This is a genomic window from Clostridium simiarum (assembly GCF_018919175.1).
Classification (GTDB): domain Bacteria; phylum Bacillota; class Clostridia; order Clostridiales; family Clostridiaceae; genus Clostridium_L; species Clostridium_L simiarum.
Genome location: NZ_JAHLQL010000001.1, coordinates 308,563 through 334,377 on the forward strand (window position 1 = coordinate 308,563; position 25,815 = coordinate 334,377).

22 protein-coding genes, 1 pseudogene and 1 riboswitch are annotated in these 25,815 nt (G+C 30.4%); of the genes and pseudogenes, 17 read left to right on the forward strand and 6 right to left on the reverse strand.

Going from position 1 to position 25,815, the window contains the following annotated elements; translation table 11 throughout:
* Positions 1-50 precede the first annotated feature (50 nt).
* The 3 genes from KQI89_RS01415 to KQI89_RS01425 all read left to right on the forward strand — a co-directional run bounded on the left by KQI89_RS01415 (position 51) and on the right by KQI89_RS01425 (position 2,841).
* Positions 51-989, forward strand: coding sequence for an alpha/beta hydrolase (locus KQI89_RS01415; protein ID WP_216455618.1), 939 nt, complete (start codon positions 51-53; stop codon positions 987-989).
* 68 nt (positions 990-1,057) lie between these two features.
* Positions 1,058-1,558 (forward strand): TspO/MBR family protein, encoded by a 501-nt coding sequence (locus KQI89_RS01420; protein ID WP_216455619.1) that lies wholly within the window; start codon positions 1,058-1,060, stop codon positions 1,556-1,558.
* 131 nt (positions 1,559-1,689) lie between these two features.
* Positions 1,690-2,841, forward strand: coding sequence for an amidohydrolase (locus tag KQI89_RS01425; protein ID WP_216455620.1), 1,152 nt, complete (start codon positions 1,690-1,692; stop codon positions 2,839-2,841).
* Between the two features lie 78 nt (positions 2,842-2,919).
* Here KQI89_RS01425 and KQI89_RS01430 read toward each other — a convergent pair whose 3' ends face one another.
* Positions 2,920-3,627 (reverse strand): LrgB family protein, encoded by a 708-nt coding sequence (locus KQI89_RS01430; protein ID WP_216455621.1) that lies wholly within the window; start codon positions 3,625-3,627, stop codon positions 2,920-2,922.
* Positions 3,620-3,988, reverse strand: a complete 369-nt coding sequence (locus tag KQI89_RS01435; protein ID WP_032121396.1) for a CidA/LrgA family protein — start codon at positions 3,986-3,988, stop codon at positions 3,620-3,622. Before KQI89_RS01435 ends, KQI89_RS01430 begins: the two co-directional genes overlap by 8 nt.
* Positions 3,989-4,214: 226 nt before the next feature.
* Here KQI89_RS01435 and KQI89_RS01440 point away from each other — a divergent pair, with 226 nt between their 5' ends.
* On the forward strand, positions 4,215-6,602 hold the full coding sequence (locus KQI89_RS01440) for a VIT domain-containing protein (protein WP_216455622.1): 2,388 nt from the start codon (positions 4,215-4,217) through the stop codon (positions 6,600-6,602).
* 32 nt (positions 6,603-6,634) lie between these two features.
* Here KQI89_RS01440 and KQI89_RS01445 read toward each other — a convergent pair whose 3' ends face one another.
* Together KQI89_RS01445 and KQI89_RS01450 are read right to left on the reverse strand one after the other, a co-directional pair.
* Positions 6,635-7,450 (reverse strand): tetratricopeptide repeat protein, encoded by an 816-nt coding sequence (locus KQI89_RS01445; protein WP_216455623.1) that lies wholly within the window; start codon positions 7,448-7,450, stop codon positions 6,635-6,637.
* Positions 7,451-7,683: 233 nt separating this feature from the next.
* Positions 7,684-7,929, reverse strand: coding sequence for a GIY-YIG nuclease family protein (locus tag KQI89_RS01450; protein WP_216455624.1), 246 nt, complete (start codon positions 7,927-7,929; stop codon positions 7,684-7,686).
* A gap of 269 nt (positions 7,930-8,198) precedes the next feature.
* On the opposite strand from KQI89_RS01450, the pseudogene KQI89_RS18115 reads away from it, so the two are divergent.
* The 7 genes and pseudogenes from KQI89_RS18115 to KQI89_RS01480 all read left to right on the forward strand — a co-directional run.
* Positions 8,199-9,017 (forward strand): annotated as a pseudogene (locus KQI89_RS18115) (metallophosphoesterase); the annotation flags it as partial.
* Between the two features lie 69 nt (positions 9,018-9,086).
* Positions 9,087-9,851 carry an LPXTG cell wall anchor domain-containing protein gene (locus KQI89_RS18120; protein WP_425514070.1) on the forward strand — a complete coding sequence of 255 codons (765 nt, stop codon included), beginning with the start codon at positions 9,087-9,089 and terminating at the stop codon, positions 9,849-9,851.
* Positions 9,852-10,061: 210 nt separating this feature from the next.
* Positions 10,062-13,511, forward strand: a complete 3,450-nt coding sequence (locus KQI89_RS01460) for a 5'-nucleotidase C-terminal domain-containing protein (RefSeq protein WP_216455626.1) — start codon at positions 10,062-10,064, stop codon at positions 13,509-13,511.
* A 143-nt stretch (positions 13,512-13,654) separates the two neighbouring features.
* The gene (locus KQI89_RS01465) at positions 13,655-14,449 is read left to right on the forward strand and encodes a divergent polysaccharide deacetylase family protein (RefSeq protein ID WP_216455627.1); all 795 of its coding nucleotides are present in this window, start codon (positions 13,655-13,657) and stop codon (positions 14,447-14,449) included.
* Positions 14,450-14,547: 98 nt separating this feature from the next.
* Positions 14,548-15,198: a pyrophosphatase PpaX gene (gene ppaX, locus KQI89_RS01470; RefSeq protein WP_216455628.1), complete on the forward strand. Its 651-nt coding sequence runs from the start codon at positions 14,548-14,550 to the stop codon at positions 15,196-15,198.
* 307 nt (positions 15,199-15,505) lie between these two features.
* Positions 15,506-16,405, forward strand: coding sequence for a DMT family transporter (locus KQI89_RS01475; RefSeq protein WP_216455629.1), 900 nt, complete (start codon positions 15,506-15,508; stop codon positions 16,403-16,405).
* Between the two features lie 41 nt (positions 16,406-16,446).
* Positions 16,447-17,565, forward strand: a complete 1,119-nt coding sequence (locus KQI89_RS01480) for an aminopeptidase (protein ID WP_216455630.1) — start codon at positions 16,447-16,449, stop codon at positions 17,563-17,565.
* A 20-nt stretch (positions 17,566-17,585) separates the two neighbouring features.
* On the opposite strand, the gene KQI89_RS01485 is transcribed toward KQI89_RS01480, so the two are convergent.
* On the reverse strand, positions 17,586-18,851 hold the full coding sequence (locus tag KQI89_RS01485) for a D-alanyl-D-alanine carboxypeptidase family protein (RefSeq protein ID WP_216455631.1): 1,266 nt from the start codon (positions 18,849-18,851) through the stop codon (positions 17,586-17,588).
* A gap of 138 nt (positions 18,852-18,989) precedes the next feature.
* On the opposite strand from KQI89_RS01485, the gene KQI89_RS01490 reads away from it, so the two are divergent.
* Together KQI89_RS01490 and KQI89_RS01495 are read left to right on the forward strand one after the other, a co-directional pair.
* Positions 18,990-19,607: an NUDIX hydrolase gene (locus KQI89_RS01490; protein ID WP_246582929.1), complete on the forward strand. Its 618-nt coding sequence runs from the start codon at positions 18,990-18,992 to the stop codon at positions 19,605-19,607.
* 22 nt (positions 19,608-19,629) lie between these two features.
* Complete coding sequence (locus KQI89_RS01495; RefSeq protein WP_216455632.1) at positions 19,630-20,793, forward strand: iron-containing alcohol dehydrogenase; 1,164 nt, start codon at positions 19,630-19,632, stop codon at positions 20,791-20,793.
* A gap of 179 nt (positions 20,794-20,972) precedes the next feature.
* On the opposite strand, the gene KQI89_RS01500 is transcribed toward KQI89_RS01495, so the two are convergent.
* A complete protein-coding gene (locus tag KQI89_RS01500; protein WP_032121406.1) occupies positions 20,973-21,317 on the reverse strand; it encodes a hypothetical protein in 345 nt (114 codons plus the stop codon).
* A 185-nt stretch (positions 21,318-21,502) separates the two neighbouring features.
* On the opposite strand from KQI89_RS01500, the gene KQI89_RS01505 reads away from it, so the two are divergent.
* The 4 genes from KQI89_RS01505 to KQI89_RS01520 all read left to right on the forward strand — a co-directional run bounded on the left by KQI89_RS01505 (position 21,503) and on the right by KQI89_RS01520 (position 25,793).
* Positions 21,503-22,144 (forward strand): lactate utilization protein, encoded by a 642-nt coding sequence (locus KQI89_RS01505; protein ID WP_216455633.1) that lies wholly within the window; start codon positions 21,503-21,505, stop codon positions 22,142-22,144.
* Between the two features lie 76 nt (positions 22,145-22,220).
* A riboswitch (cobalamin riboswitch) is annotated at positions 22,221-22,401 on the forward strand.
* 147 nt (positions 22,402-22,548) lie between these two features.
* Complete coding sequence (locus tag KQI89_RS01510) at positions 22,549-23,403, forward strand: energy-coupling factor transporter transmembrane component T (protein ID WP_216455634.1); 855 nt, start codon at positions 22,549-22,551, stop codon at positions 23,401-23,403.
* A 15-nt stretch (positions 23,404-23,418) separates the two neighbouring features.
* The gene (locus tag KQI89_RS01515) at positions 23,419-25,110 is read left to right on the forward strand and encodes an ABC transporter ATP-binding protein (protein WP_216455635.1); all 1,692 of its coding nucleotides are present in this window, start codon (positions 23,419-23,421) and stop codon (positions 25,108-25,110) included.
* Positions 25,107-25,793 (forward strand): ECF transporter S component, encoded by a 687-nt coding sequence (locus KQI89_RS01520; RefSeq protein WP_216455636.1) that lies wholly within the window; start codon positions 25,107-25,109, stop codon positions 25,791-25,793. Before KQI89_RS01515 ends, KQI89_RS01520 begins: the two co-directional genes overlap by 4 nt.
* Positions 25,794-25,815 lie beyond the last annotated feature (22 nt).

The following is a 25,815-nucleotide window of genomic DNA, read 5'->3' on the forward strand; positions in this document are numbered from 1 at the left end:
AAATACCATGTTATGATTAATTTATAAAAGTATATCAAGGGAGGGGTATTATGAAAAGAAGTAGATTTGTTTTTAAAGATTTTAAAGGTAAAGAAATTAGTACTTATAAATGGGAAGCGGATTCGTCAGATTCAAAAGTAATAATTCAAATTGCACATGGAATGGCAGAAACTGCATTAAGATATGAAAGATTAGCAGAAAAGCTAGTTGAAAGAGGATATACTGTATATGCAAATGATCATAGAGGACATGGATTAACTGCAGGTAATTTAGAAGACTTAGGATATATATCTGAAGATGATGGATTTTATGATATGATAACTGATATGCATGAACTAACAGAGATAATCAAAAAAGAAAATCCAGGAAAGCCTGTAGTTTTATTTGGACATAGCATGGGTTCTTTTCTATCTCAAAGATATCTTCAGATATATTCAGAGGAGCTTAGTGGACTTATTCTTTGCGGAAGCAACGGCAAACCAAAGACCATAGTGTCTTTAGGTAAAGGGTTGGCTAAAATGGAGATGAAAAGACAAGGACCTAAAGAAAAGAGTGACCTTATGAATAAGCTTTCATTTGGAAGTTTTAATAAGCATTTTGAGCCAACTAGAACGGAATTCGATTGGTTAACTAGAGATAATGAGGAAGTAGATAAATACATAAATGATCCATATTGTGGAGCTGTATTTACTACTTCATATTATTATTATTTTTTAAAGGGATTAAAAGATATTCATAAAGATGAAAATGTTCAAAGAACTCCAAGTGACGTTCCTATTTTTATAATTTCAGGAGGAGAAGATCCAGTGGGAGATTATGGAGAAGGAATAAAAAACTTAATTAATTTGTACAGAGATTTAGGGGTACAGGATTTGGATTCTAAAATTTATGAAGGAGCAAGACATGAAATTTTAAATGAAATTAATAGAGAAGAGGTTATGGAAGATGTTTTATTGTGGCTTCAAAGACATAACTTTGTACCAAGATAATTAATAAGTTATAGATTTAGATATTTTCGCATAAAATATTATAAATGAACCCTAAAGGGAGGATTTTTATGAAAAATATCTTAAAAGTAAATGAAAAGTTTGACATAGGGGCCCTTATAATAAGCTTATTAATCTCTCTAGGATTAGGAACTGTGGTAGGAATGTTTACATCAAATAGCTCAAAGGTTTATGGAGAGTTGATAAAACCAAAGTTTTCTCCACCGGGATTTATATTCCCTATAGTTTGGACGGTGCTATATGTATTAATGGGAATTGCAGCTTATAGGATTTATCTTTATGGTAAAGATGGAGTACCTGTAAAAAGGGCACTTTTAGCCTATGCTATACAGCTTGTTTTAAATTTTTTATGGCCCTTTATATTCTTTAATTGTAGACTTTACGGATTAGCTTTTATAGAATTATGTATTCTATGGATAGCTATTGTAATTACCACAATAAGATTTTATAAAATAGATAAAACTGCGGCATACTTAATGATACCTTATATTATTTGGGTTACTTTTGCTGGGGTGCTAAATTTCTTTATATGGAAGCTTAATGAAATGTAGATAAATTAAATCTATACAATAATTTATAATTGCAGTACAGAATAGCCTGACTTTCATTGTAAATTCGAAGGAAAAAGCCAGAATTTATAGAAATATATTATATAATATAAATTTTAGGGATGGGTGATTATATGTTAATAAAAAATGGTAAAATATACACTATGGCTGGAGAAATATATGAAAAAGGATGTATATTAATTGAAGATGGTAAAATAAAAAAGGTTGGAGAAAATATTCAGGGTCATTCAGAAGAAAAAGTTATAGATGTAAAAGGTGCTTGGGTATTGCCTGGAATAATAGATGCTCACTGTCATATTGGAGGTATGGAAGCAAATATGGGGTTTGAAGGTAGCGATATAAATGAAATGACAGATCCTATAACTCCTCAATTGAGAGCTTTAGATGCTATAAATCCTAATGATGAAGCCTTTCAAAAAGCAGTAAAAGGAGGAATAACCTCTGTAATGACAGGCCCTGGAAGTGCAAATGTTATGGGAGGAACTTTTGTTGCTATTAAAACCCATGGAAGAGCTATTGATGATATGATAATTAAAGAGCCTGCTGCAATGAAGATAGCCTTTGGAGAAAATCCAAAGAGGGTATATAATAATAAAAATAAAATGCCAAGTACTAGAATGGCTACAGCAGCTTTATTAAGACAAACATTAATTGAGGCTAAAAATTATAAAGCAAAGAAAGATAATGCTAAAGAAAAAGGTGAGTTCTTTGAACTTAATTTTAAAATGGAAGCATTATTACCTGTAATTGAGAAAAAGATACCATTAAAAGCTCATGCGCATAGAGCAGATGACATATTAACAGCTATAAGAATAGCAAAAGAGTTTGATCTATTAATGACTTTAGATCATTGCACTGAAGGTCATCTTATATCAGATTATATAAAAGAATCAGGATTTCCAGCTATTGTAGGACCAACAATGAGCTTTAATTCTAAAATAGAACTTGGAAACAAGTCTTTTTCAACTCCAGCAGTTTTAAGAAGAGAAGGGATTAAGGTAGCCATAATGACAGATCATCCAGTTATAGAGGAACAATATCTTCCATTATGTGCTGGATTAGCTACTAAGGAAGGTCTAAGCTTTGAAGATGCATTAAAAGCTATAACTATTAGCGCTGCAGAAATATCAGGAATTTCAGATAGAGTAGGAAGTATTGAAGTAGGAAAAGATGCAGATATAGCTATTTTTGATGGTAATCCACTAGAGTCTATGACAAACTGTCTATATACAATAATTGATGGAAAAGTAGTTTATGAAAAATAGAAACCTAAATAAAAAAGACGCTATGCGTCTTTTTTTATTTAGGTTTCTAATGAATATATAGGCATCAACCTTCTTATTTTATATACCTAAAATTTTACTACATATATTGTATATTAAAGGGACAAGGAATACGGTCATAATTCCTGCAACTCCTATACAGATACTACTTATAGCCCCCTCAGTTTCACCTAGTTCAAAGGCTTTAGCTGTACCTAAGGCATGGGAGGAAGTTCCTAAAGCTACGCCTTTTGATAGGCTATCTTCAATTTTGAAAATCTTAAATATGAAGGGTCCTATTATAGATCCTAGTATTCCTGTTACTATTATTGAAAACACTGTAAGGGAAGGGATACCCCCTAGAGTTTTTGATATTTCTACCCCTATAGGTACTGTTACAGATTTAGGAGCTAAAGATTTAATTATATCTAAATCTAAGTTTACAACTTTTGATAGAATTATTATGGAAAATATACCAACTATGCTTCCTACAAATATACCACCTAATAAAGGCAATAGATTAGATTTTAATAAATCCAACTTATTATACAAGGGTACTGCTAAAACTACAGTTGCAGGTCCTAGGAAAAAGGAGATAAAATGTCCGCCTAAATTATACTGTTCAAAATTAACATTAAAGATTGTTAAAATAAAGATTATTATAAGTACACTTATAAGCAATGGATTTAATAAAGGAAATTTAAATTTGCTATATAAAATAGTACTTATTTCAAAACACACTAGAGATATTAAAATACCAAATAAAGGGGAATTAATTACTTCAGTCAATTTTTGCACCTCTCTTTTCCTTTTTATATATAAGTAGTTGTGTAATCTTAGCTGAAACTAACATTACAATAATCGTGGTTATAAAACATATAAATAATATTTTGTGGAAGTTATCTTTAAGCAAATCCATTGAAGTTATAAGACCAACACCAGCAGGTATAAAAAAGAAGGCTAGATGGTCTAAAAAAAACTTACTAACTTTATTAATTTGTTCTAATTTAATAATATTAAAGACCAAAGAAAGCAATAATATAATCATGGCTATGATATTTCCAGGCACAGGTAGTTTAAATAGGTTATGGATAATTTCTCCTATAAAGTAAATTGACAAAATTATCATAAGTTCTCTTAAAAGTTTCATTTATACACCTCGCTTTTGTACTCAAATATACTTTATCATGTATTGCAAATAAATAGGGCTTTAATTGAAAAGAAAAAATATAGAAAATATTAAATCCATTAAAGAATATTCTCAATATTAGAAAAAATGTTTAAAAACTAGAGCAAAATTATAAATTTTCGTAGTATAATAGGAATATATCATATCCTTTAAATTTATTAGGATATTTAGAAAGGAGAGAAAAACCTTGAGTAAGTATGGTTTAAGAGACAAAAGGTTTTCTGAAAATGAAGTACAATTAAAAAAAGTAAGTATAAATGGAAACATATGTGGTGAATTTGTTGAGTTTTCTATGGCACAGGTATATGAAAATAAGGCAGAAAACAATATAGATGCAGTCTACATATTCCCTTTGCCTGATACAGCTGTATTAACTGGTTTTGAAGCTATATTAGGAGGAAAGTCCTTAAGGGCTATAGTAGAAGATAAGGAAGATTCCTATAAAATATATGAAAATGCATTAGAAAGTGGAATAAATATAATAAGTATAGATCAAGATGAAGATAATATTTTTACAATATCTATAGGAAGTATACTACCTAATGAAACTGTTAAGATAAATATAACTTATATGGATCAATTATTATATGAAGATAGTAGTTTTAAATTAATGATTCCAAGTATAATAGCTCCACAATCCATGGAGGAAGAGGAGGTAAACAAAGCAAAACCTGAGTATAAATTAAGCCTGAATCTTTTAGTGGAATCTTTCAACAAACTAGATATATACTCACCTACTCATGGAATACATGTTCATAGAGAAGATGATACCCTATGCAAAGTTAGCTTTAAAGAAGGACAAATGCTTCATAAGGATTTTGTACTAATGATGAAAGAAACTAAAAATGAAGAGTATAGTGGTATGATATATAATTATAACAATTTAGATGAAGAGGAAGGGGTATTATATCTTAGGCTTTATCCTAAACTTGATTATGAGGAAGGTCATCAAACACAAAACTATGATTTTTTAATAGATATATCTGACTCCATGGAAGGTGACCAGCTTGAAGAAGCTAAAAATGCAGTTCATCTATGTCTAAGGAACCTTGATGAGGGAGATAATTTTAATATTATAGCTTTTAGTGAAGAAGTTAAAGTTTTTTCTAAAGAGGGCAAGGTACCTTACAACGACGAAAACTTAGAAAAGGCTTCAGAGTGGATAGATGATCTTAAAGTAGAACCTGGGGCAAATGTTTTTGAAACCTTAAAATATGCTCTTCAAGAGAAAAATAGAGAAGGAAATAGTACAATATTACTATTTACTGATGATATGGTAGAAGAGGAAGATGAGATAATAGATTATGTAAAAGAACATATAAATGATAATAGAATATTCCCCTTCGGTGTAGATACTGCAGTAAATAGTTATTTTATAAATAAGATGGCAGAGATAGGGTATGGAAGACCTGAGTTTATATATGCTGGAGAAAGAATTGATGATATGGTTTTAAGACAGTTTAATAGGATAACAAATCCACAGGTAGATGTTATTTCTATTGATTGGGGTGCCATGAAAGTTCAAAGAACTTATCCTAGAACTATAGATTATTTATATGATAGGGAACCCATTTCTATATTTGCCAAGGTCAGTGGAGAAATTGGTGGAAAAGTTACTATAAAGGGAAAAGTAGGGCAAGAAGATTATATAAAAACCATTGATTTAGACAAATTAGATTTAGATGTAAATGCGGACCTTATTGAAAAAGTATGGGCAAGAAAAAGAATAGAATCTCTTACAGAAAAAATGAGAGGGGAAAGAGGAGAAGTAAGGGAATCCATGAGAAAGAAAGTAATAGAACTTTCTAAAGATTATGGAATAATAAGCAAAGAAACTTCTTTTGTTATGCTAGAAGAGATGGAAGAACCAGTTTTAGGAATGGCAATAAGCAATATTATTCCTATACAAATATCAGAAGAGGCCATGGAAAATATATCTGAAGGATATTTCTTAGATTCCCCAAGCTTTTTTTATAAAGTAGATATAAGAGAAAAGATGGTAGAAGAGGGGATGGATAAGGAAAAAGCTAAAAAAGCTATAATTTATGATAGAGAAAATCTATTAAGAATAATCGCCAAAAATCAATTAGCAGATGGAGCCTTTTGTAATAAAAAAGAAGAAAATCACACCAAAAGATTGGAAAGTACATTGATTAGTATATTAGCTTTTACATTAGGTAAAGAGGATGTTAAAATTTATATGAATCAAATAAATAAGTCTTTAAGATATGTTTTAAAGTCTATTGAAGATAATGAGGGAATATTAAATGAAAAAATCACTCATCTTGTCATATTGGCATTAAGATCTTCTATAGAAAAGAAATTAGTTAGACAGCCTAGTAGATCCATAATTGAAGATCATATAGATAAGTTAAAGAATATAATAAAAGAAAATAAATATATGGATATACAATATATATCAAATAGTGATAGAAATATTGATTTAAGAGATTCTACCACATTTATGTTATCTTTGAATGAAGAAAAAAACATAAAAGAAGAGTTTTTAATAAATTTTAAAGAGGGGCAAAATATTCTTGATATTGCAAAGCTTGCTATACAGAAAACATTGTAATTTGTATTTGAAAATAAAAAAGAAATAGAGCTTTATTTTAAAAGCTCTATTTCTTTTTCTATAGATTCTCTTTTTAAATTACTTAAAAATGATTCTCTGCAATTTAGTGCTTTATTAAACATATCTAAAGCTTCATCTAAATTACCAAGTTTTTTAAGAACTAATCCGTAATAATAGTAGGCTTCAGGAAAGGCTACATTTTTACTATACAGTTTTTTATAAATTTCTAAAGCTTTTTCATATTGGCCTAAGTGGTAATAAGTTTCACCTAAGTTATCCATTATAACATCATTATTTTCATCATATTCTACGGCTTCTAAATTAAATTGTAAAGCTCTATCATAATCACCACTTAAAACTAATAAATAACCAAAACTTTCATACAATGTAGTATTTTTATATTTTTTATATGTATTTTCTAAGGTATCAATGGCTTTATTAAGATCACCCTTTTTCCATTGAATTAACGAAGATACCATACCATGGTTCATTTCGTCATTAAGTTCTAAGGGAAGTCTTCTTTCTTCTATAAGATTGAAAACTTTAACTGATCTATCTATGTCCCCGTTTCTGAGAAGTATATAAGCGTAGCTTATTATTATTCTAGCTTTGCAGGACATTATTTTTATAGCCTTCTCATAATAAGATATAGCTTTTTCAGAATTATTATTTTTAAAATACCTATTTGCAATCATAGTATAAATAAGATATCTCTTTACTAATAGTTTGGAAGCAAAATATCCTATTATAAATATGTTTCCCATGATTCTACTATAACCATAAGCAATTAAGGAACCAACAAATATAAAGAGTAATTCTAAAATTAACTTTAGTGTAGATTTTCCCATTAATAATTCCCCCAGACCATAAATTTAGATAATATAACAATTATACTACGTTTTCAAGTATAGGGGAAGTAAATAAGAGGGTATTATGAAGAATCAAATTTTATCAAAGCTTATTATAAAAAATCAAGATCCTTCCTTGGAAGAGATTTTAGGAAATGAGAGTTAAATAAAATACATAGAAAGATATAATGAGTTTAGTAAAAATCTATGTTAAGTGTATATAATTTACACCCTCAATATCCTCTTTCTATAAGATTTAACTTTTTTAACCTTGTTAATTGCTTTATCTCATACTCTCTTTTTTGAGCAGAAACCTTGTCCAAATATTTTTCAAAGTACACAAGCTCCACGGGAAGTCTACAACGGGTATATTTTGCACCTTTACCCTTTGAATGGGTAGATAGTCTTTTTTCTAAATTCACTGTCCAGCCGGTATATAAAGTATTGTCAGAACATTTAAGAATATATACATAACACATCTTGCATCACCTTAACTTATTATACACCATAATAAGTTGTTGTAAAATTTATAATTAAAGGTTTACAAATTGCCACAAAGTGCCTATAATAAAAATAAGGCTTTTAAAGGCAAAAGCATATATGTAAACGGTTGCTTTAAAAGCGAAATAACTGTATACAAAAGGAGGAGAGGTCTTTGTTTAGAAAAAAGTTAACTACAATTTTAGTAGTTGCTGCAATGACGTTGGGTGTTATTGCCCCTACAAACTTATCTGTATCTGCTGCAGAGAATGATATTACAGATAAGTCTAAATCAATTCAAATACTTTCTTTTAATGATTTTCATGGTTCTGTAGAAGAATCTGGAAAGAATATTGGAGCTGCAAAACTTGCTGCTGAAATAAGAAGATTAAAGGGTGAAAACCCTAACACCATAGTAGTTAGTGGCGGAGACTTATATCAAGGAAGTGCCATATCTAATCTTAAAAAGGGAGAACCAGTAACTGAGTTCTTAAAAAGTGTTGGCATGGAGGTTTCTGCTGTAGGAAACCATGAATTTGACTGGGGATATAAATTAATACCAGGATGGGCTAAGGATGGGAATTTCGATTTCTTAGCAACTAATATATATAATAAGAGTACAGGAAATCCAGTAGAGTGGGCTAAACCTTATAAGGTAATAGAAAGAGATGGAAAGAAAATAGCTTTTATAGGAATAGCTACTCCTGAAACAGCCTATAAGACTAAACCAGAAAATGTAAGTGAATTTGAATTTAAAGATCCAGTAGAAAGTGTAAATACTTGGGCTGAAAAAATAAGAAGAGAAGAAAATGTAGATGCTGTTATAGCACTTACTCACTTAGGATCTAATCAAAACTCTAGTACAAAAGAAATTACTGGAGAAGCTGCAGATTTAGCTAAAAATGCTAAAGGTATAGATGCAGTTATAAGTGCGCACTCCCATCAATTTGTAGATGGTGTAGTAAATAACATACCAGTTGTACAAGCAGGTAACAATGGAAGAGGTCTTGCAAAATTAGTTTTAAATTTTGATGCTGAAGGTAAATTAGTTAAAGTTGATAACAGTGTAGATCAATTATATAAAAGAGTTAAAGAATTACCTGAAGATCAAGAAGCTAAAGCAATAGTTGAAAAATTCAAGAATGAATTACAACCTATTTTAGGAGAAGTTCTAGCTACTTTAGATACAGATTTAACTCATGATAGAGATGAAGGATTATCAGTACTTGGGCAATTTACTACTAAGCTTATGGCAGAAGCCTCAGGAGCTCAAATAGGAATTACTAATGGCGGTGGCGTAAGAGCACCTATTGAAAAAGGAACTATAACTATGGGTAATATGTATCAAGTATTCCCTTTTGACAATACTCTTGTAACTATGAAACTTAAAGGTTCAGATCTTAAGAGAGTAATAGAGCATGGGATAATGCCAGATGGATTTGGCTGGGGTCAATTCTATGGAATAAAAGTATACTATGACAAAGATGCAAAAGCAGGAGAAAGAATTACATCTATGAGATTATTAGATGGAACTCCAATAGATATGGATAAATATTATACAGTAGTTACTAACGACTTTATGTATGATAAGGGAGATAACTATGATTTCAGTGGAGCTATAGATGTAGTAGATACGGGAGAACCAATAAGAGATGCTTTAGTAAAAATAATAAAAGATATGAAACATGTTTCTTATAAATATGAACAGCATTTAGTTGCAGGTGTTGATACTACAGAAGATGTAGTTGAAACAGTAGATACAAACTTGACAAAGGAAGACAATAAAGTTACTACTTTACCAGAGACTGGCTCATTAGTTGGTGAAAGTGAGCTTATAGTAGCAGGAACTTTAGTTACAGCATTGGGAGCTTTCATGTTCTTTAATGAAAAACGTAGAAAAAAGAATAATAGTGCAGCATAATAATTATATATAAAAAATAAGTGGTTTAATGCCACTTATTTTTTTAATGAAATAAGGAAAACAACATATTAACAAATTAAATGTAATTTATTAATAAATAATATTTACAAAAATTTGCAGTAATTCTATAATATACATACAACCTCTTTCATATAAAAATGTAAACGCTTTTATATGAAAGAGAAGAACATATAAAAGGAGGAGAGGTCTTTGTTTAAAAGGTTAAAGTCAAAAAGATATACCGCATTCCTATTAGCCTTAGTAATGATTTTTAGTTTCATTACACCGATGGATTTATCTGCATTTGCAGCAGAAGGGGATGAGGTGGATATCCAAGTTGTTGCAACTTCCGATATGCATGGTAGATTTATGCCCTATGACTATGCTACAGATTCAGAAGATAACAAAGGAAGTATGGCACAATTATCTACAATGGTAAAAAAGCTAAGAGCAAAAAACCCAAACCTTGTATTAGTAGATAATGGGGATACTATACAAGATAACTCAGCATCATTATTTTTAAAAGATGGAATTCATCCAATGGTATTGGCTATGAATGAAATGGGTTATGATGCATGGAATTTTGGAAATCATGAATTTAATTATGGTGTTCCAACTCTTAAAAATATAGCTTCTAAGTTTAGTGGAGATGTATTATGTGGAAACGTATTGGATACCGATAAGGAGCCGCTAGCAAAATCTTACACTATAGTTGAAAAAGGCGGAGTGAAGATAGGAATAATAGGTATGGTAACTCCACACATAACAAAATGGGATGCAGAAAACCTTAAGGGGTATACTGTAACAAATCCAGTAGAAGAAGCTAAAAAGTCAGCTGATGAATTAAGGGGTCAAGTAGATATTATGATAGGCTTAATTCACGCAGGAATTGATGAGGAATATGGAAATGGAGATTCTGCTAGAGAACTTGCAAAAGCTGTTCCAGACCTTGCAGCAGTAGTAGCAGGACATGCTCACTCTACTATAGAAGGAGAAAGAGAAGGAGATGTTATTATAACAGAACCTTATAGACAAGCAAATGCTATTTCAGTCATTGATATTAAAGTTGTTGAAAGAGATGGGAAATATGTTATAGCAGATAGACAAAATGATGTAAAATCAAAGGTTGTTAACGTTGCACCTAAGGGTGAGGACCCAACTCCAGTAGATGAAGAATTAGTAGCTAAATTAAAACCTTATCATGATAGAGCTATAGAGGACTCAAGAACAGCTATTGGTGAGTTAAAAGGTGGAGACTTAGTGCCAAAGGAAGAAATAAAGGAAGTACCAGAAGCACAACTTAAACCTACAGCTATGATAGATCTTATAAATAAGGTTCAAATGTTCTATGGAAAAGCTGATGTTTCAGCAGCGGCAGTATTTAGAGATGATGCTAATATGAAAGAAGGTCCAATAACTAAATCAGGAACTACTTCAATATATAAATTCGATAATACTTTAAGAGTATTGAAAGTTAACGGTGCTCAACTAAAGAAGTATATGGAATGGTCTGCAAAGTATTATAATACTTTTAAGCCAGGAGACTTAACTATATCCTTTAATGAAAGTGTAAGAAATTATAATTATGATATGTTCTCAGGAGTTAAGTATAAAATAGATATATCTAAAGAAAGTGGGAAAAGAATAACAGATTTAACTTATATGGATGGAACACCTGTAAGTGATAATGATGTAATAAGACTTGCTGTAAATGATTATAGGGCTAATACCACATTATTAAATGACCAAACAGGATTATTTAAAGGAGAAAATGTAGAGGTTTTATATGATTCTTTTAAAGACATGGGTGATGACGGAAGAATCAGAGATTTAATAAGAAAATATATAGTAGAAGAAAAAGGTGGAGTTATAACTCCGGAATGTGATAATAATTGGTTACTAACAGGATATAATTGGGATGCTGCTGATAGAGAGTTAGCAGTTAAATTAATCAATGATGGAAAATTAAATATACCAAGATCAGCAGATGGAAGAACTCCAAATGTAAGATCAATTACCTCTAAGGATTTATTAATGTTAGAAAATACTGTTATAGATATTTTATCATTTAATGATTTCCATGGAGCATTAAAATCAGAAGGTAAAAACGTTGGTGCTGCAAAGCTTGCAGGAGAAATAAATAGATTAAAGGCTATAAATCCAAATACTATAGTAGTGGCAGCTGGAGACTTATTCCAAGGAAGTCCTATGTCTAACTTGAAGAAAGGACAACCAGTAGCAGAGTTTTTAAAACTTATAGGATTAGAGGCTTCCGCTGTAGGAAATCATGAGTTTGACTGGGGATATGAATTGATACCTGGTTGGGCTAAAACAGGAAATTTTGATTTCTTAGCAACTAACATTTATGATAAAGCTACAGGAAAGCCTGTAGAATGGGCAAAGCCTTATAAGGTTATTGAAAAAGGTGGAAAGAGAATAGGCTTCGTAGGAATTGCTACTCCGGAAACAGCTTACAAGACAAAACCTGAAATAGTTAAAGATTTCGAATTTAGAGATCCAGTAGAAAGTATAAATACTTGGTCTAAATATCTAAGAGATAATGAAAATGTAGATGCTGTTATAGCACTTACTCACTTAGGAGCTTTTCAAAACTCTAAAACAAAAGAAGTTACAGGCGAGGCGGCAGATTTGGCTAAAAATGTTAAAGGTGTGGATGGAATCATATCTGGACATACTCATCAGTTTGTTAGTGGTGTAGTAAATGGTATACCAGTTATACAAGGTGGTTATAATGGTAGAGGATTAGCTAATTTATCTTTAGTGTTTAATAAGGAAGGAAAGCTATCCACATTAAATTCTGTAGATGAATTATATAAGAGAATTGATTTAGCAATAGATCCAGCTGTTAAGGCTATGTATGATAAATACGATAAAGAGTTAAAACCAATTTTAGATGAGGTGATAGCTACTTTAGATACAGATTTAACTCATGATAGAAATGAAGGACTATCAGTACTTGGACAATTTACCACTAAGCTTATGGCTGAAGTCACTGGTAGTGAAATAGCTGTTACTAATGGCGGAGGGATAAGAACACCTATAGAAAGAGGTAATATAACTATGGGTAAAATGTATGAAGTGTTCCCATTTGATAATACTCTTGTAACTATGAAACTTAAAGGTTCCGACCTTAAGAGAGTAATAGAGCATGGTATAATGCCAGATGGATTTGGATGGGGGCAGTTCTACGGAATAAAAGTATACTATGATAAAGATGCAAAAGCTGGAGAAAGAATTACATCTATGAGATTATTAGATGGAACGCCAATAGATATGGATAAATATTACAAAGTAGTTACTAACGACTTTATGTACGATAAAGGAGATAACTATGATTTAGAAGGAGCTATAGATGTAGTGGATACTGCAGAACCTATAAGAGATGCTATGGTAAAAATAATAAGAGATATGAAACATGTTTCATTCCAATATGAAGAACATTTAGTTGCTGGGCCAGATGTTACTGTAGATAATAATGAAGTAATAACACCAGATGCCAATAATAAGGGTAATTTACCAAAAACAGGTTCAATGGTAGGTTCTTCTCAATTACTAGCTATAGGGTCATTAGTATCATTACTTGGAGCTTTCTTATTCTTAAATGAAAAATATAGAAAAAGAAATAATAATGCAGCATAATGATTAAATAAAAAAATAAGCATCTTGCTTTATGCAGGGTGCTTATTTTTATCTAAGCTTAATTATGAATAAAATCAATATATACAATTTATAAAACATAAATGAAAGTAGAGTAAAATATATATAATTAGGGGGTGGTAAAAATGTTTGTTGTTATAAAGAAAAAACACATAGTTTTATCTATAATCACAATTATTATAATAGTTACTTTATTTATTTTGGGAAAAGCATATTTAAAGAGTAAAGGTACCCTTAATGAAAATCATCATGGATATATTGCTATTGTCATAGATGATTTTGGTAATGATAGTAAAGGGACTGAAGAGATGATGAACATAGGAATTCCATTTACAGCAGCTATTATGCCTTTTATGAGCTCTAGCGTAAAAGATTCAGAAAAAGCTAAGGAGAAAGGTATTGAGACTATTGTACACTTACCTATGGAGCCAGAGAAAGGAAAATCTAGTTGGTTAGGGCCTAAGGGTATAACTGTAGATTTAAAGGATGAAGAAATAAAAAACAGGGTAGAAGCTGCATTTGATGAGGTGAATAGTGCAGTGGGACTAAATAATCATATGGGTTCCAAAGCAATGAAAGATAAACGGGTAGTAGGAATAATAATGGGGGTTTTAAAAGAAAAGGATAAGATTTTTTTGGATAGCAAAACCACTTCTAGCAGAGAAGCAGAAGAGGCAGCTAAAAGCTTAGGAGTAAAATATTATGGAAGAAACATTTTCATAGATAACAATAAAGATATAGGTTCTATAGAAAAACAACTAGACAAAGCGGCACACTTAGCCATTAAAGAAGGTAGTGCCATTGCAATTGGACATGTAGGAGTAGAAGGAGGAGTTGTAACAGCTAATGCAATTAAAAATAAGGTTCCAGAATTAAAGAAAAAGGGTATAGAGTTTGTATATCTCTCTCAAATGCCATAGTAGAAAAGCTATTACAAAGTAAAAAACTTAAATAATAGCAAAGAAAATAAATATTTGCTATAATAGGGTTTATAATAACAAAAGAAGGTGAAAATTTTATGATCAAAGCTTTATTATTTGATTTGGACGGCACACTTATAGACACAAATGAATTAATACTTAAGTCTTTTAAATATGCCTTAAATGAAAAATTAAATGCAGATGTTAGTGATGAGGTTATAAAGACATTTTTTGGAGAACCTCTCACTAAAACTTTATGTAGATATAGTGAAAATGTAGAAGAGGTTGTAAGTATATATAGAGAATATAATAAGTTACACCATGATAAATTATGCAAGGAGTTTTCTGGTGTGAAGGAAGCTCTTAAACTTTTTAAAGAAAAAGGACTAGCTGTAGCTGTGGTAACTTCTAAAGTAAAGCCTATGGCTTTAAGGGGATTAGATTTAACCGGACTTGGTGATTATATAGATGTTATTATAACGCCTGAGGATACAGAAAATCATAAGCCAAAGGGTGAACCGGCAGAAAAAGCTTGTGAACTATTAGGAATAGCTACAAAAGAGGCTATAATGATAGGGGATAGTTTTTATGATATATTATGTGGAAAAGATGCTGGATGCTACACAGCAGCAGTAAGCTATACTTCATTACCTTTAGATATGTTAAAAAAACATGATCCTGATTATGTTATTGATAATATTTTAGAGTTATTAGAGATAGTTGAAAACATAAATAAGGAAAGTGCGTAAAAGCCTTTCTTTATTTATTTATATTTATTAGAAGCTATCTATGTTAAAGTAAGTATTACCCAATCATTGATTTAGATAGCCTTTTTCTATAAAAAGAAAATAAAATTATTACTACAGTAAATATAAGTGCCTATAATATTTGAGTTAGGAAAGAGGGTATTCATGAATATAGGATACTTTGGTAACTTTTAAATTTTTGCAATCTTCCACCAATTACTCTTAATAGGTATTTATTAATATTATAATGAATTATTTGAAAATTTCATTTATAATATTAAGTGTCATTATTTAATTAAGGAGGAGTTAAATGGAAAGAAAAAGTCTAGCTCATATATTAGCAGTGATATTGATGCTTATATGGGGTTTATCATATTTAAGCATTAAAGTAGTAGTTTACGAAGTTGAACCTACCCTTTTGGCATTTTATAGATTTTTAATAGCCTCTGTAATATTATATATTATAATGAAGGTTAAGTATCCAGAAGAAAAGGTAATAAAAGAAGATAGGGTTAAGATGGCTCTAAGCGGACTTTTTGGAGTATCATTATACTTCTTTTTCGAAAATTACTCAGTAGCTTTTACATCTGCATCCAATGTATCTATTCTTATATCTTCTATACCAGTGTTTACCTTGTTATCCCAAAGGATAATATTTAAAGAAAAATTAACAGTGTTTAAAACCATTGGAGCAGCGTTAAGTGTAGCAGGTATAGTTATGGTAGTTGCTGCAAAGGATAAGGTGAATTTGTTTTCAGCAGGAACCTTAGGAGATCTTATGGCTCTAGGAGCAGCTATAAGTTGGGTTATATATAATGTGGTAACAAGCAAGTATAAAGGGGAATACAAGAGTATAACTATAACTACTTATCAGGCCATTTGGGGGACTGTTTTTTTAAGTCCAGCTCTACTTATATCAAAACCAAGTATACCATCAGTTGTAGCTACTATAAATATATTATACCTTGCTGTAGCTTGTTCTGTTGCAGGATATATAATATATATTTTTTGTTTGAAGGAGTTAGGCGCTACTATAATAACTACATATATTAACTTACAACCAATAGTAAGTTTGGTTGCTGCAGCGCTTATATTGGAAGAAAGTATAAGCTTTTGGCAAGTAATTGGGAGTATAATTATAATTAGTGGGGTATTCTTCGTAAATATGGATGACAGATTTAATAAAGAAAAATTTGAAGAAGCAATTTAAAGAAAAGGTATTAAAATAATTTTTATAGAGAGGTGTTTATTATGACAGATCAAAGATTAAATAAACTAGCTAAATTATTAGTAAATTACTCTACAGAAGTAAAAAAAGGGGATTTTGTATTTGTTACGTGCGATGAAGTATGTACTCCTTGGATGGTAGAGGTAGTAAAAGAAGCTGTTTTAGCAGGAGCTCATGTAGAAACTATGATTACTTCTACAGATGTAAGTGAAATGAAACTTAAATATAGCACTTCAGAGCAACTAGAAGAAGAAAACTTTATTATGAGAGAAACTATTAAAAAAGCAGATGTTTGGTTAACTGCATGGGGAACAAGAAATAATAGGGTTAATGCCAATATACCATCGGAAAAATTACAACAATCTTCAAAAGGGGCAGCTAGCTGGAGAAAAATATATTCAGAAAAGATGGGAGATGGATCTTTAAGATGGTGTGGAACTCAATACCCAACTTATGCAGATGCACAAGAAGGTTCTATGAGTTATAGAGAATATGAGGATTTTGTATATGGTGCAGGACTTTTAGACTTAGAAGATCCGGTAAAAGAGTGGAAAGAAATAAGCAAAAAGCAACAAAGATGGGTAGAATATTTAAATGATAAAAAGCAATTACATATTCTATCAGAAGGTACAGACATAAAAGTAAACATTGAAGGTAGAAAGTGGATAAATTGCGATGGAAAGGCTAATTTTCCTGATGGAGAAATATTTACCTCTCCTGTAGAAGATGGAGTAGAAGGGTATATAACCTTTAGTTTTCCAGGAATATATATGGGGAAAGAAATAGAAGGTATTAGGCTAGAAGTAAAAAAGGGTAAGGTTGCAAAAGCTGAAGCTAAAAAAGGTGAAGAGCTTCTAAAAGCCTTGCTTGAAACTGATGAAGGGGCTTCTGTATTTGGAGAAGTAGCTATAGGAACAAATTATGGTATAAAGAAGTTCACTAAAAATATATTATTCGACGAAAAAATTGGAGGAACTGTACATCTAGCTATAGGGGATTCTATGCCAGAGGCTGGCGGTAAGAATAAATCAGCTATACATTGGGATATGCTTTGTGAAATGAGAAATGGTGGAAAAATATATGCTGATGGGGAATTATTTTATGAAAATGGTGAATTTATAGAAGGGGTACTAAAAATATAAAGAAAAAGATACTTCTAATTTTAGAAGTATCTTTTTCTTCTTTTTTTTCTAGAAGCTCTTTTAATAGCTGCTATTATAAAAGTTATTAAGGCTAATATAACTAAGGTAGCTACTGCTGCTAATACATAAAGAACTAAGTTTTCCTTCACTAAGTCAGATTTTGAGATTCCAGGATATAAATCGTAGGATTTTGAAGTTAAAGGTTCTGTAACTGTTAACTTTGCAGCGGTAACATTTGTGTCCAATTTCCAAGGATTTAATAGAGAAACATCAATTTTTTTATCAATAGACTTTTTATTTAGATCATTTTCATAGTATTCAATGTTTTGCCTTGAAGTAAAAGGTACATCTATAGTTTTTTCAGGACCAAAAAATCTAAAAACTTTATATTTTATAGGAAGTGTTTCAACCACTTCATCTTTACCTATAAGGGTAGATTTTTTGGCTGCATAGCTAGCATCTATAATTTTTTCTGTGTCATTAAAAACAGCAGAATCTTCACTATCAAAAATGGAATTTAAAACTACTCCAACAATTCTTCTTCCATCTCTCTCGTAAATTGAAACAAGACATTTACCAGCAGGAGTGGTATATCCGGTTTTACCACCTATATTACCGTTTTTTTCTAAAAGCTTGTTTCTGTTATCCATTATAGCTATAGTACCAGCAGAGGTCTTTACGGAAGCCTTTTTTAAAGCCATAGTTTCTCTTACCCAGGAATTTTCATAAGCCTTTTTACCTAATATGGCCAAATCTAAAGCTGTGGTGTAGTGTTCTCCGCTGTGGAGACCGTTTGGAGTTACAAAATTAGTATTTTCCATCCCATACTCTTTAGCTTTATCATTCATCATTTTAATAAAGTTGTCTACATTTTCCCCTACATTATCAGCTATAACATAAGAAGCATCATTTGCAGAAAAAAGTAAAAGAGCTTTCATAACATCATCAGCGCTCATTGTCTCACCTATTGATATAGGTTTTACGTTAGTATTTAAGGAATATTCAGGTTGTTCTTTAGCGCTTTTAGTATAGGATAAGTTATCAGTTTTATTTTTATTTTCAGCTAAAAGTATGCCGGTCATAAGTTTTGTAGTACTTGCAGGATACATTTTATTTTCAGAATTATAATCAAGGATTACCTCCATTGTATCCATATCTATGCTTACAGCAGATTTTGCATAAATTTTTGGCACATTAACGGGCTCAGCTTTGGCATAAGCTAAAGGTGAAAAAATAGATAAGGACAAAGCCAAAGCAATATTTTTAATTAAATTTTTTTTCTTCAATCTTCATCTCTCCATTTATAGTTTTTTGTATAAAAATATCATTACAGATGATATAATATTACTTAGTAAGTAAAAAATAAAATCATGATTAGTATATCATTATTATAAGGTTAATACAATGGTTACAGAGGTGGTGGGTTGACTATAGATAATATAGCACAAATTTTTAATAAAAAACAAGGTAAAATAATGGGAGATTTAAAAAAAAGTGCAGTAATGCTTTTATTGCAAGATGTAGATGGAAAGCCACATTTAATATTTGAAGTTAGAGCTTTAACACTTAGACATCAACCAGGGGATATTTGTCTGCCAGGTGGTAAAATAGAAAATATGGAGAAGCCAAAAGAAGCTGCCATAAGAGAAACCATGGAGGAGTTAAACCTTCAAAGAGAAGATATAGAATATTTAGGGGAAATAGACTATTTTGTAACACCCTATTCTAGCATAATATACCCTTTTGTAGGGAAGATTAGTAGTCAGAAGATTTTAACCCCAAGTCCTTATGAAGTGGATCATATTTTTAAAGTGCCTTTAGAGTTCCTTATTAAGGAAAAGCCCATTGAATTTAATATGGAAATTGGTCCAAGAAATACAGAAGGTTTTCCTTTTCACTTAATAAATAGAGGAAAAGATTATAAATTTTCTAGTGGAATAATGCCTCAATATTTTTACCAATATGAAAACTATATAATATGGGGATTTACCGCAAGAATAGTAAGAGAGTTTATTAAAGTACTAGAGGAAGAGTTAAATTAATATAAAAGAGGAGGAAACAATTATGTTAAACTTTAATTTTTGTAACCCTACAAGAATGATATTTGGTAAAAATACCATATCATCTTTGGGAGAACAAATTTCTAAGGAAGGATTAAAAAAGGTAATACTTCTATATGGTAAAGGATCTATATTTAAAAATGGGGTTTATGATGAAGCTATATCATCCCTTAAAGAAAACAATATTGAATACGTAGAATTATCTGGAATAAAACCAAATCCGGTTTTATCAAAGGTAAGAGAAGCTATTGGTTTAATGAGAGAGAATGAAGTAGAAGCCATAGTAGCCATAGGTGGAGGAAGCACAATAGATACAGCAAAGGCTGCATCAGCAGGATTCTATTATGAGGGAGATGTATGGGATCTATTTGAAGGAAAGGCTGTACCTAAAAAGGCCTTACCTATATTTACTGTTTTAACTATATCTGCTACTGGTTCAGAGATGAATTCTGGTGGAGTGATTACTAATGAGGATGAAGATAAAAAATGGGGTTTTGGATCACCTCTTTTATATCCTAAGGTGTCAATAGTAGATCCTTCAGTACAGTTTTCACTTCCAGATAATCAAACAGTAAATGGGGCTATTGATACCCTAAGCCATGTGTTTGAATTATACTTTGATGGAACGAAAAATACAGATATGATGGATGAATTATCTGAAGGAATTATTAGGACTATGATGAAGCATGTTGAAATATTGTTAAAGCATAGAGAAAATTATGAGTCAAGAGCTGAATTTGCATGGTGTTCTACTCTAGCGCTAAATGGATATAATGGTACTGGAAGAAAGGGAGACTGGGCAAGTCATAATATTGAACATTCCCTAAGTGCATTTTATGATATAGCCCATGGAGCTGGTCTTGCTATTATATTCCCAGCTTGGATGAAGTATGTTCAACAATGTGATGTTAAAAAGTTTGAAAGATTTGCAGAGAAAATATTTAATATTACTGAAGGAACTTCAGAAGAGAAAGGGGCTAAGGCCATAGAGAGGCTTAAAGATTTTTATAAGTCCTTAGGAGCACCAACTACCTTAAAGGAAATAGGTGTTAATAAAGAAGACCTTCCTAAGTTAGCAGATAATGCTGCAATGAGAGCTCCAATTGGAAGTCTTAAGAAGTTATATAGGGAAGATATCTTAAGTATATATGAAATAGCCTATGAATAGAATTAAAATATTGAAGTTAACATAAACAGTTTCAAAAGTTAAAGGGGGCAAGCCATCTTTAACTTTTGATTAAAAGAAATATGCCAGTCTTCCTTAGATAATATTAGAAAAATAAAACAGGGCATCTCATAATAAAAAGAGAATGCCCTTATTTTATAAAGTATTCTAGAAACAGGCTTTTATACAGACTTTTCATTTTTTCTAGAAAATATTAATGAGCTTATGATTATAAGAGCTAGGTAGATAAAAGGAATAAATATGCTTAAAAGTGTAGAGTTCATAAAGAATTTTAGGTATATGAAGCCTCCTAAGGAAATTATGGTCCAAAACAAGGAAACATAAGACATCTTATTATTAACGTTTCTCCAAAGCTCTGGATTTTTCATGTTTCCTAGTATTGCCTTACTTCTCTCGTCACCCTTTGAGGAAGATATGGCTATAAACTTGAAATATAAAAAGCATAACAGGGATATTACTCCTATAATCAAAAATATATAAGACATAGAAATACTAGTAATAAACACATAATCACCACCAATAATATTTATAAATTTAGTATTTCCATTAACTTAAAGGTTAATACATTGCTATTAATTTTATTAATAGATTAATAATAAAATTAGTTTCTATTAAATTTTCATAATTTACAATTTAAACTTTACATATTATGTATGAGTTATAAAATTAATATTTAAATAGGAGGATTAATATGGATAATGTTAAATTATGGCATAATGAAACTGTTGGACTTAGGGTTATAGAAGCTTTGAAAAAGAATGGCTTTAAGGCTGCTTATTTAAAAAGTTCCAAGGAGGCAAGAGATTACGTAGGTAAAGAAATAGAACCTGGAATGGAGGTAGCCTTTGGAGGTTCAATGACAATTAAATCTTTAGGAATACAGGAATTAGCCAAAGAAAAGAATGCCATCATATTAGATCACGGGGATTCTAATTTAAGTTCTGAAGAAAGATTAAAGGTTATGAGGAAAGAGCTTACCAGTGATTTGTTTTTAAGTAGCTCTAATGCAGTTACTATTAATGGAGAGTTAGTAAATATAGATGGGGCTGGTAACAGGGTAGCAGCAATTACCTTTGGACCTAAAAAGGTTATATTAGTAGTAGGAATAAATAAGATTACGGAGAATTTGGATTCCGCTTTTCAAAGGCTGAAATTGATAGCTTGTCCTCAAAATAACAAGAGATTAAATAAAGATAATCCCTGTACAAAAGTTGGATATTGCGTGGAGTGTAATTCAGACAGTAGGATATGTAGGATTTACTCTGTAATAAAGAGAAAACCTTCTGCATCAGATATAACAGTAGTTATAGTAGGAGAAAATTTAGGATATTAGACATAATAAATGCTTTTTAATGTTAAAATATAATGGTAGATGTTTACATTGAAAAGTATAATTTTTAGTGATAAGCTTATTATGAATAGATAGTATTATTTAATATAGATTATATAAGGGAATGCGGTTTTAATCCGCAGCAGCCCCCGCTACTGTAAGCATGGACAAATGATATTTATGCCACCGGAAGTTTTCTGGGAAGGCTATCAAGAGGAAGAAGTGCCAGCCAGGATATCTTATATGATCTATGATATTAAGTTACCTTCGGAGGGAAGGTAAAGATTTATAAGTAATGAATCTTTGCCGAACTTTTAAAGTTCGGCTTTCTTTTGCCATAATAAAGATTTTCTATACAAAGAAAGAAATTCTTTTATTTGAAATTTTATTTTAAAGGATGGTGTAATTTGTTGAAAAAATACCATACCATGACCACAGTTTTAGTGAATTTAATTATGATGTTTATGGTTCTTTTAACTAATAACATGATTATCTTAACAGCCATATTTATTTGGAATTTAACTATAGCTTATGTGTATAGAGGATTTTTAAAATATAAAAAAATTATGCCATATTTTCTATCTTTATCACTTATGACTTTAATTATTAATTCACTTTTTGTAGAAGCTGGTACTGTAGAGATCTTTAAAATTTTTGGTAAGGTTGTAACCTTAGAAGTTATGCTATACGGAATTATAATGAGTTATAAAATACTTATAGTTATAGTCTTATTTATTTCTTTAGAACTTATGATGGATTCAGATAAAGCTGTTTCTTATTTTTCCCAAAAAATGCCTAAAACTTCTTTGATGATGTTAATTGGCATTAAACTAATCCCAAATATGGAGAATAGGCTTAATAATCTTAAAGATATCTATACTATTAGAGGATTGAATTATGAAGAAAAAGGTATGAAAAACAGAATAAATAATGCAGTTCCCATATTATCAATTTTACTTGAAGATTCCCTAGAAGGTTCCTTTGATATAGCAGAGGCTTCCTATGTTAAAAGAGCTTTAAGAAAAAATAGAGGCGTGTATAAAAAAGAGAAATATTATCCAAGAGATATATTAATTTGTACTTTAGCCATAATAAGTTTTATAGGATACTTAATTTTTAGCAAATACTACAAGATTAATTTTGATATTTATAGCGATTTTAAAGACTTACGTATGATTTCTATACAGTCTATCATTTTAGCACTGCTTATATTAAGTATTTCTTTAATAAGCTTTGTTCACATAAAAGATAGCACTATTTAGAAAGGAACAATAAAAATGAATCATATTAACATAGAAAATTTAGATTATACATATCCTAATGCAGAAAAAAGCTCTCTTAAGGATATAAATTTATCTATAGAAAAGGGAGAGTTTGTTTTAATAATTGGTAAATCTGGATCTGGTAAGTCTACTTTAGCTAAATGTATAGCAGGTACTATACCAAATTTTTATGGAGGAACATTAAAGGGGAAATTAGAAATTGAGGGTATAGGATATATTGATAAAAGGTCAAGTAATCAATTAAGAAGTATATCTATGGTTTTTCAGGATCCTGAGAGGCAGTTAGTTATGAATAAAGTGCATAGGGAAATAGCTTTTGGACTTGAAAATTTAGGGTTAAGTACAGAAGAAATCAATAGAAGGGTATGGGAAACACTTCAATTTTGTAATTTATTAGATTTAGCTAAAAGGGATATAAAAACTTTATCAGGAGGACAAAAGCAAAAGGTAGCTATTGCTTCTGCCTTGGCTATGATGGATGATTGCATAATATTAGATGAACCTATATCTCAACTAGATCCATCCTCCGCAGAAGAAATTATAAATCTTACAAAAAAAATAAATGAAGAGTTAGGAATAACAGTTATAGTAATAGAGCAGAGAATTGAAAAATGGCTAGAACTTTCAGACAAGGTGATTTTTATGAAGAATGGAGCTATAGACTTTAATGGAGAGCCAAAGGATTTTTATGGTAGCTCTTATTATGGCTTTATGCCATCCTATATAAAGATTTTAAAGTACATGAAGATTGAAAGTTATCCCAAGAATTTTAAAGATGCTAGGGTTTTAATTGAAAATAAATTTGGGTTAATAGATATAAAAGAAGATAATCTCTATTATGAAAAACAAGAGAAAGGAATTCCAAAGGGAATTTTAAAAAGAATATTTTCAAAAGAGGAAAAAGAACAATATGAAATATCAATTCAGGAGATGAAGGTTTTTTATAAGGATTATTTAGCTTTAAAATCCATAAATTTAGATATAAAGCAAGGGGATTTTTGTTGTTTACTTGGACCTAATGGAGCAGGAAAATCTACGCTTTTTAAAGCCATTATGAATTTAACTGAGTATAAGGGAACTATAAAATTTCAAGGTAAGGAAATAAAATCTTGGGACAAAAGAGACCTTTATAAAAATATTGCTTATGTATCTCAAAATCCTAATGATTATATATCTAAAGACACGGTTTATAATGAAATTAAATTTACCTTAGATAACTATGGTATAAGCAATGAAGAAAAAATAAAAGAAATAATGATAAGTTTGAACTTAACTCATTTAAAAGATAAAAATCCTAGAGATATAAGTGGGGGAGAAAGACAAAGATTAGCTATTGCTACAATGCTGGTATTGGAACCTAAAGTGATTTTGTTAGATGAGCCCACTAGAGGATTAGATAATGAAAATAAAGAAAATTTATCAAGGATATTAAAGCATATTAATGAATCAGGAATTACAATAATTTTAATAACTCATGATATGGATTTTGCTGCAAGTTGCGGCAGGAATTTTTTATTGTTATTTAATGGAGAATTAATTTCTAAGGGTTCATTACAGCAAGCATTTAAAGAAGGCTTTTATTATACCACAACAGTGCATAAGTTATTTACTAATGTACAAAAAAATATTTTTAATATAGAAGATGTTAAAAATATTTACCAAAACTCTTTAAGGAGAGAACTATGAAAAAGTTCATAATTATATTATCTATGTTTCCGCCATTTTTAATGAGCATTATAACTTTTAAACTAAAGGACTATGACAAATTGTCTTTTTACTTAACTCTTTATGTAATAGTAACTTTGGTAATAAACTATTTATACTTTGAAAAAAGTAATAAAGGTACAAAGGAGGTGGCGTTGATTGCCACATTAAGTGCTATTGCAGCTATTAGTAGGGTACCTTTTACAGGTATTCCAAATGTGCAACCTACCACATTCTTGGTAGCACTTTCAGGTTTAGTATTTGGAAGTTACGAAGGATTTTTAATAGGTAGTACTGCAGGGTTTATATCCAATATATTTATAGGGCAAGGACCATGGACTCCTTGGCAAATGATGGCCTGGGCTCTTATTGGATGGATTTCAGGTATCATGGGAGTTAAAAATAAAAAACCATCTATAGAAATTTTTGCTTTGCTTTGCTTTATTTATGGTTTTGCCTTTGATTGGATAATGAATATATGGCATGTTATAGGTTTTATAAGGCCTATTAACTGGAAGACCATATTAGTTGCTTACGCAAGAGGTTTACCTTTTGATGTATTGCATGCTGTAGGAAACTTTATATTTGTTTTAGTATTTTATAATAAATTCTATAATGTACTAAAAAGATATAAAGACAGGCTTCGATATACCTATATTAAATAAACTTTATTTAAAAGGGGATATG

What these genes read in the sequence shown, in the direction of transcription:
- KQI89_RS01415 (WP_216455618.1), top strand. Translation starts at nt 51, where the DNA reads ATGAAAAGAAGTAGATTTGTTTTTAAAGATTTTAAAGGTAAAGAAATT.
- KQI89_RS01420 (WP_216455619.1), top strand. Translation starts at nt 1,058, where the DNA reads ATGAAAAATATCTTAAAAGTAAATGAAAAGTTTGACATAGGGGCCCTT.
- KQI89_RS01425 (WP_216455620.1), top strand. Translation starts at nt 1,690, where the DNA reads ATGTTAATAAAAAATGGTAAAATATACACTATGGCTGGAGAAATATAT.
- KQI89_RS01435 (WP_032121396.1), bottom strand. Translation starts at nt 3,988, where the DNA reads ATGAAACTTTTAAGAGAACTTATGATAATTTTGTCAATTTACTTTATA.
- KQI89_RS01445 (WP_216455623.1), bottom strand. Translation starts at nt 7,450, where the DNA reads ATGGGAAAATCTACACTAAAGTTAATTTTAGAATTACTCTTTATATTT.
- KQI89_RS01450 (WP_216455624.1), bottom strand. Translation starts at nt 7,929, where the DNA reads ATGTGTTATGTATATATTCTTAAATGTTCTGACAATACTTTATATACC.
- KQI89_RS01465 (WP_216455627.1), top strand. Translation starts at nt 13,655, where the DNA reads ATGTTTGTTGTTATAAAGAAAAAACACATAGTTTTATCTATAATCACA.
- ppaX (WP_216455628.1), top strand. Translation starts at nt 14,548, where the DNA reads ATGATCAAAGCTTTATTATTTGATTTGGACGGCACACTTATAGACACA.
- KQI89_RS01475 (WP_216455629.1), top strand. Translation starts at nt 15,506, where the DNA reads ATGGAAAGAAAAAGTCTAGCTCATATATTAGCAGTGATATTGATGCTT.
- KQI89_RS01480 (WP_216455630.1), top strand. Translation starts at nt 16,447, where the DNA reads ATGACAGATCAAAGATTAAATAAACTAGCTAAATTATTAGTAAATTAC.
- KQI89_RS01495 (WP_216455632.1), top strand. Translation starts at nt 19,630, where the DNA reads ATGTTAAACTTTAATTTTTGTAACCCTACAAGAATGATATTTGGTAAA.
- KQI89_RS01505 (WP_216455633.1), top strand. Translation starts at nt 21,503, where the DNA reads ATGGATAATGTTAAATTATGGCATAATGAAACTGTTGGACTTAGGGTT.
- KQI89_RS01515 (WP_216455635.1), top strand. Translation starts at nt 23,419, where the DNA reads ATGAATCATATTAACATAGAAAATTTAGATTATACATATCCTAATGCA.
- KQI89_RS01520 (WP_216455636.1), top strand. Translation starts at nt 25,107, where the DNA reads ATGAAAAAGTTCATAATTATATTATCTATGTTTCCGCCATTTTTAATG.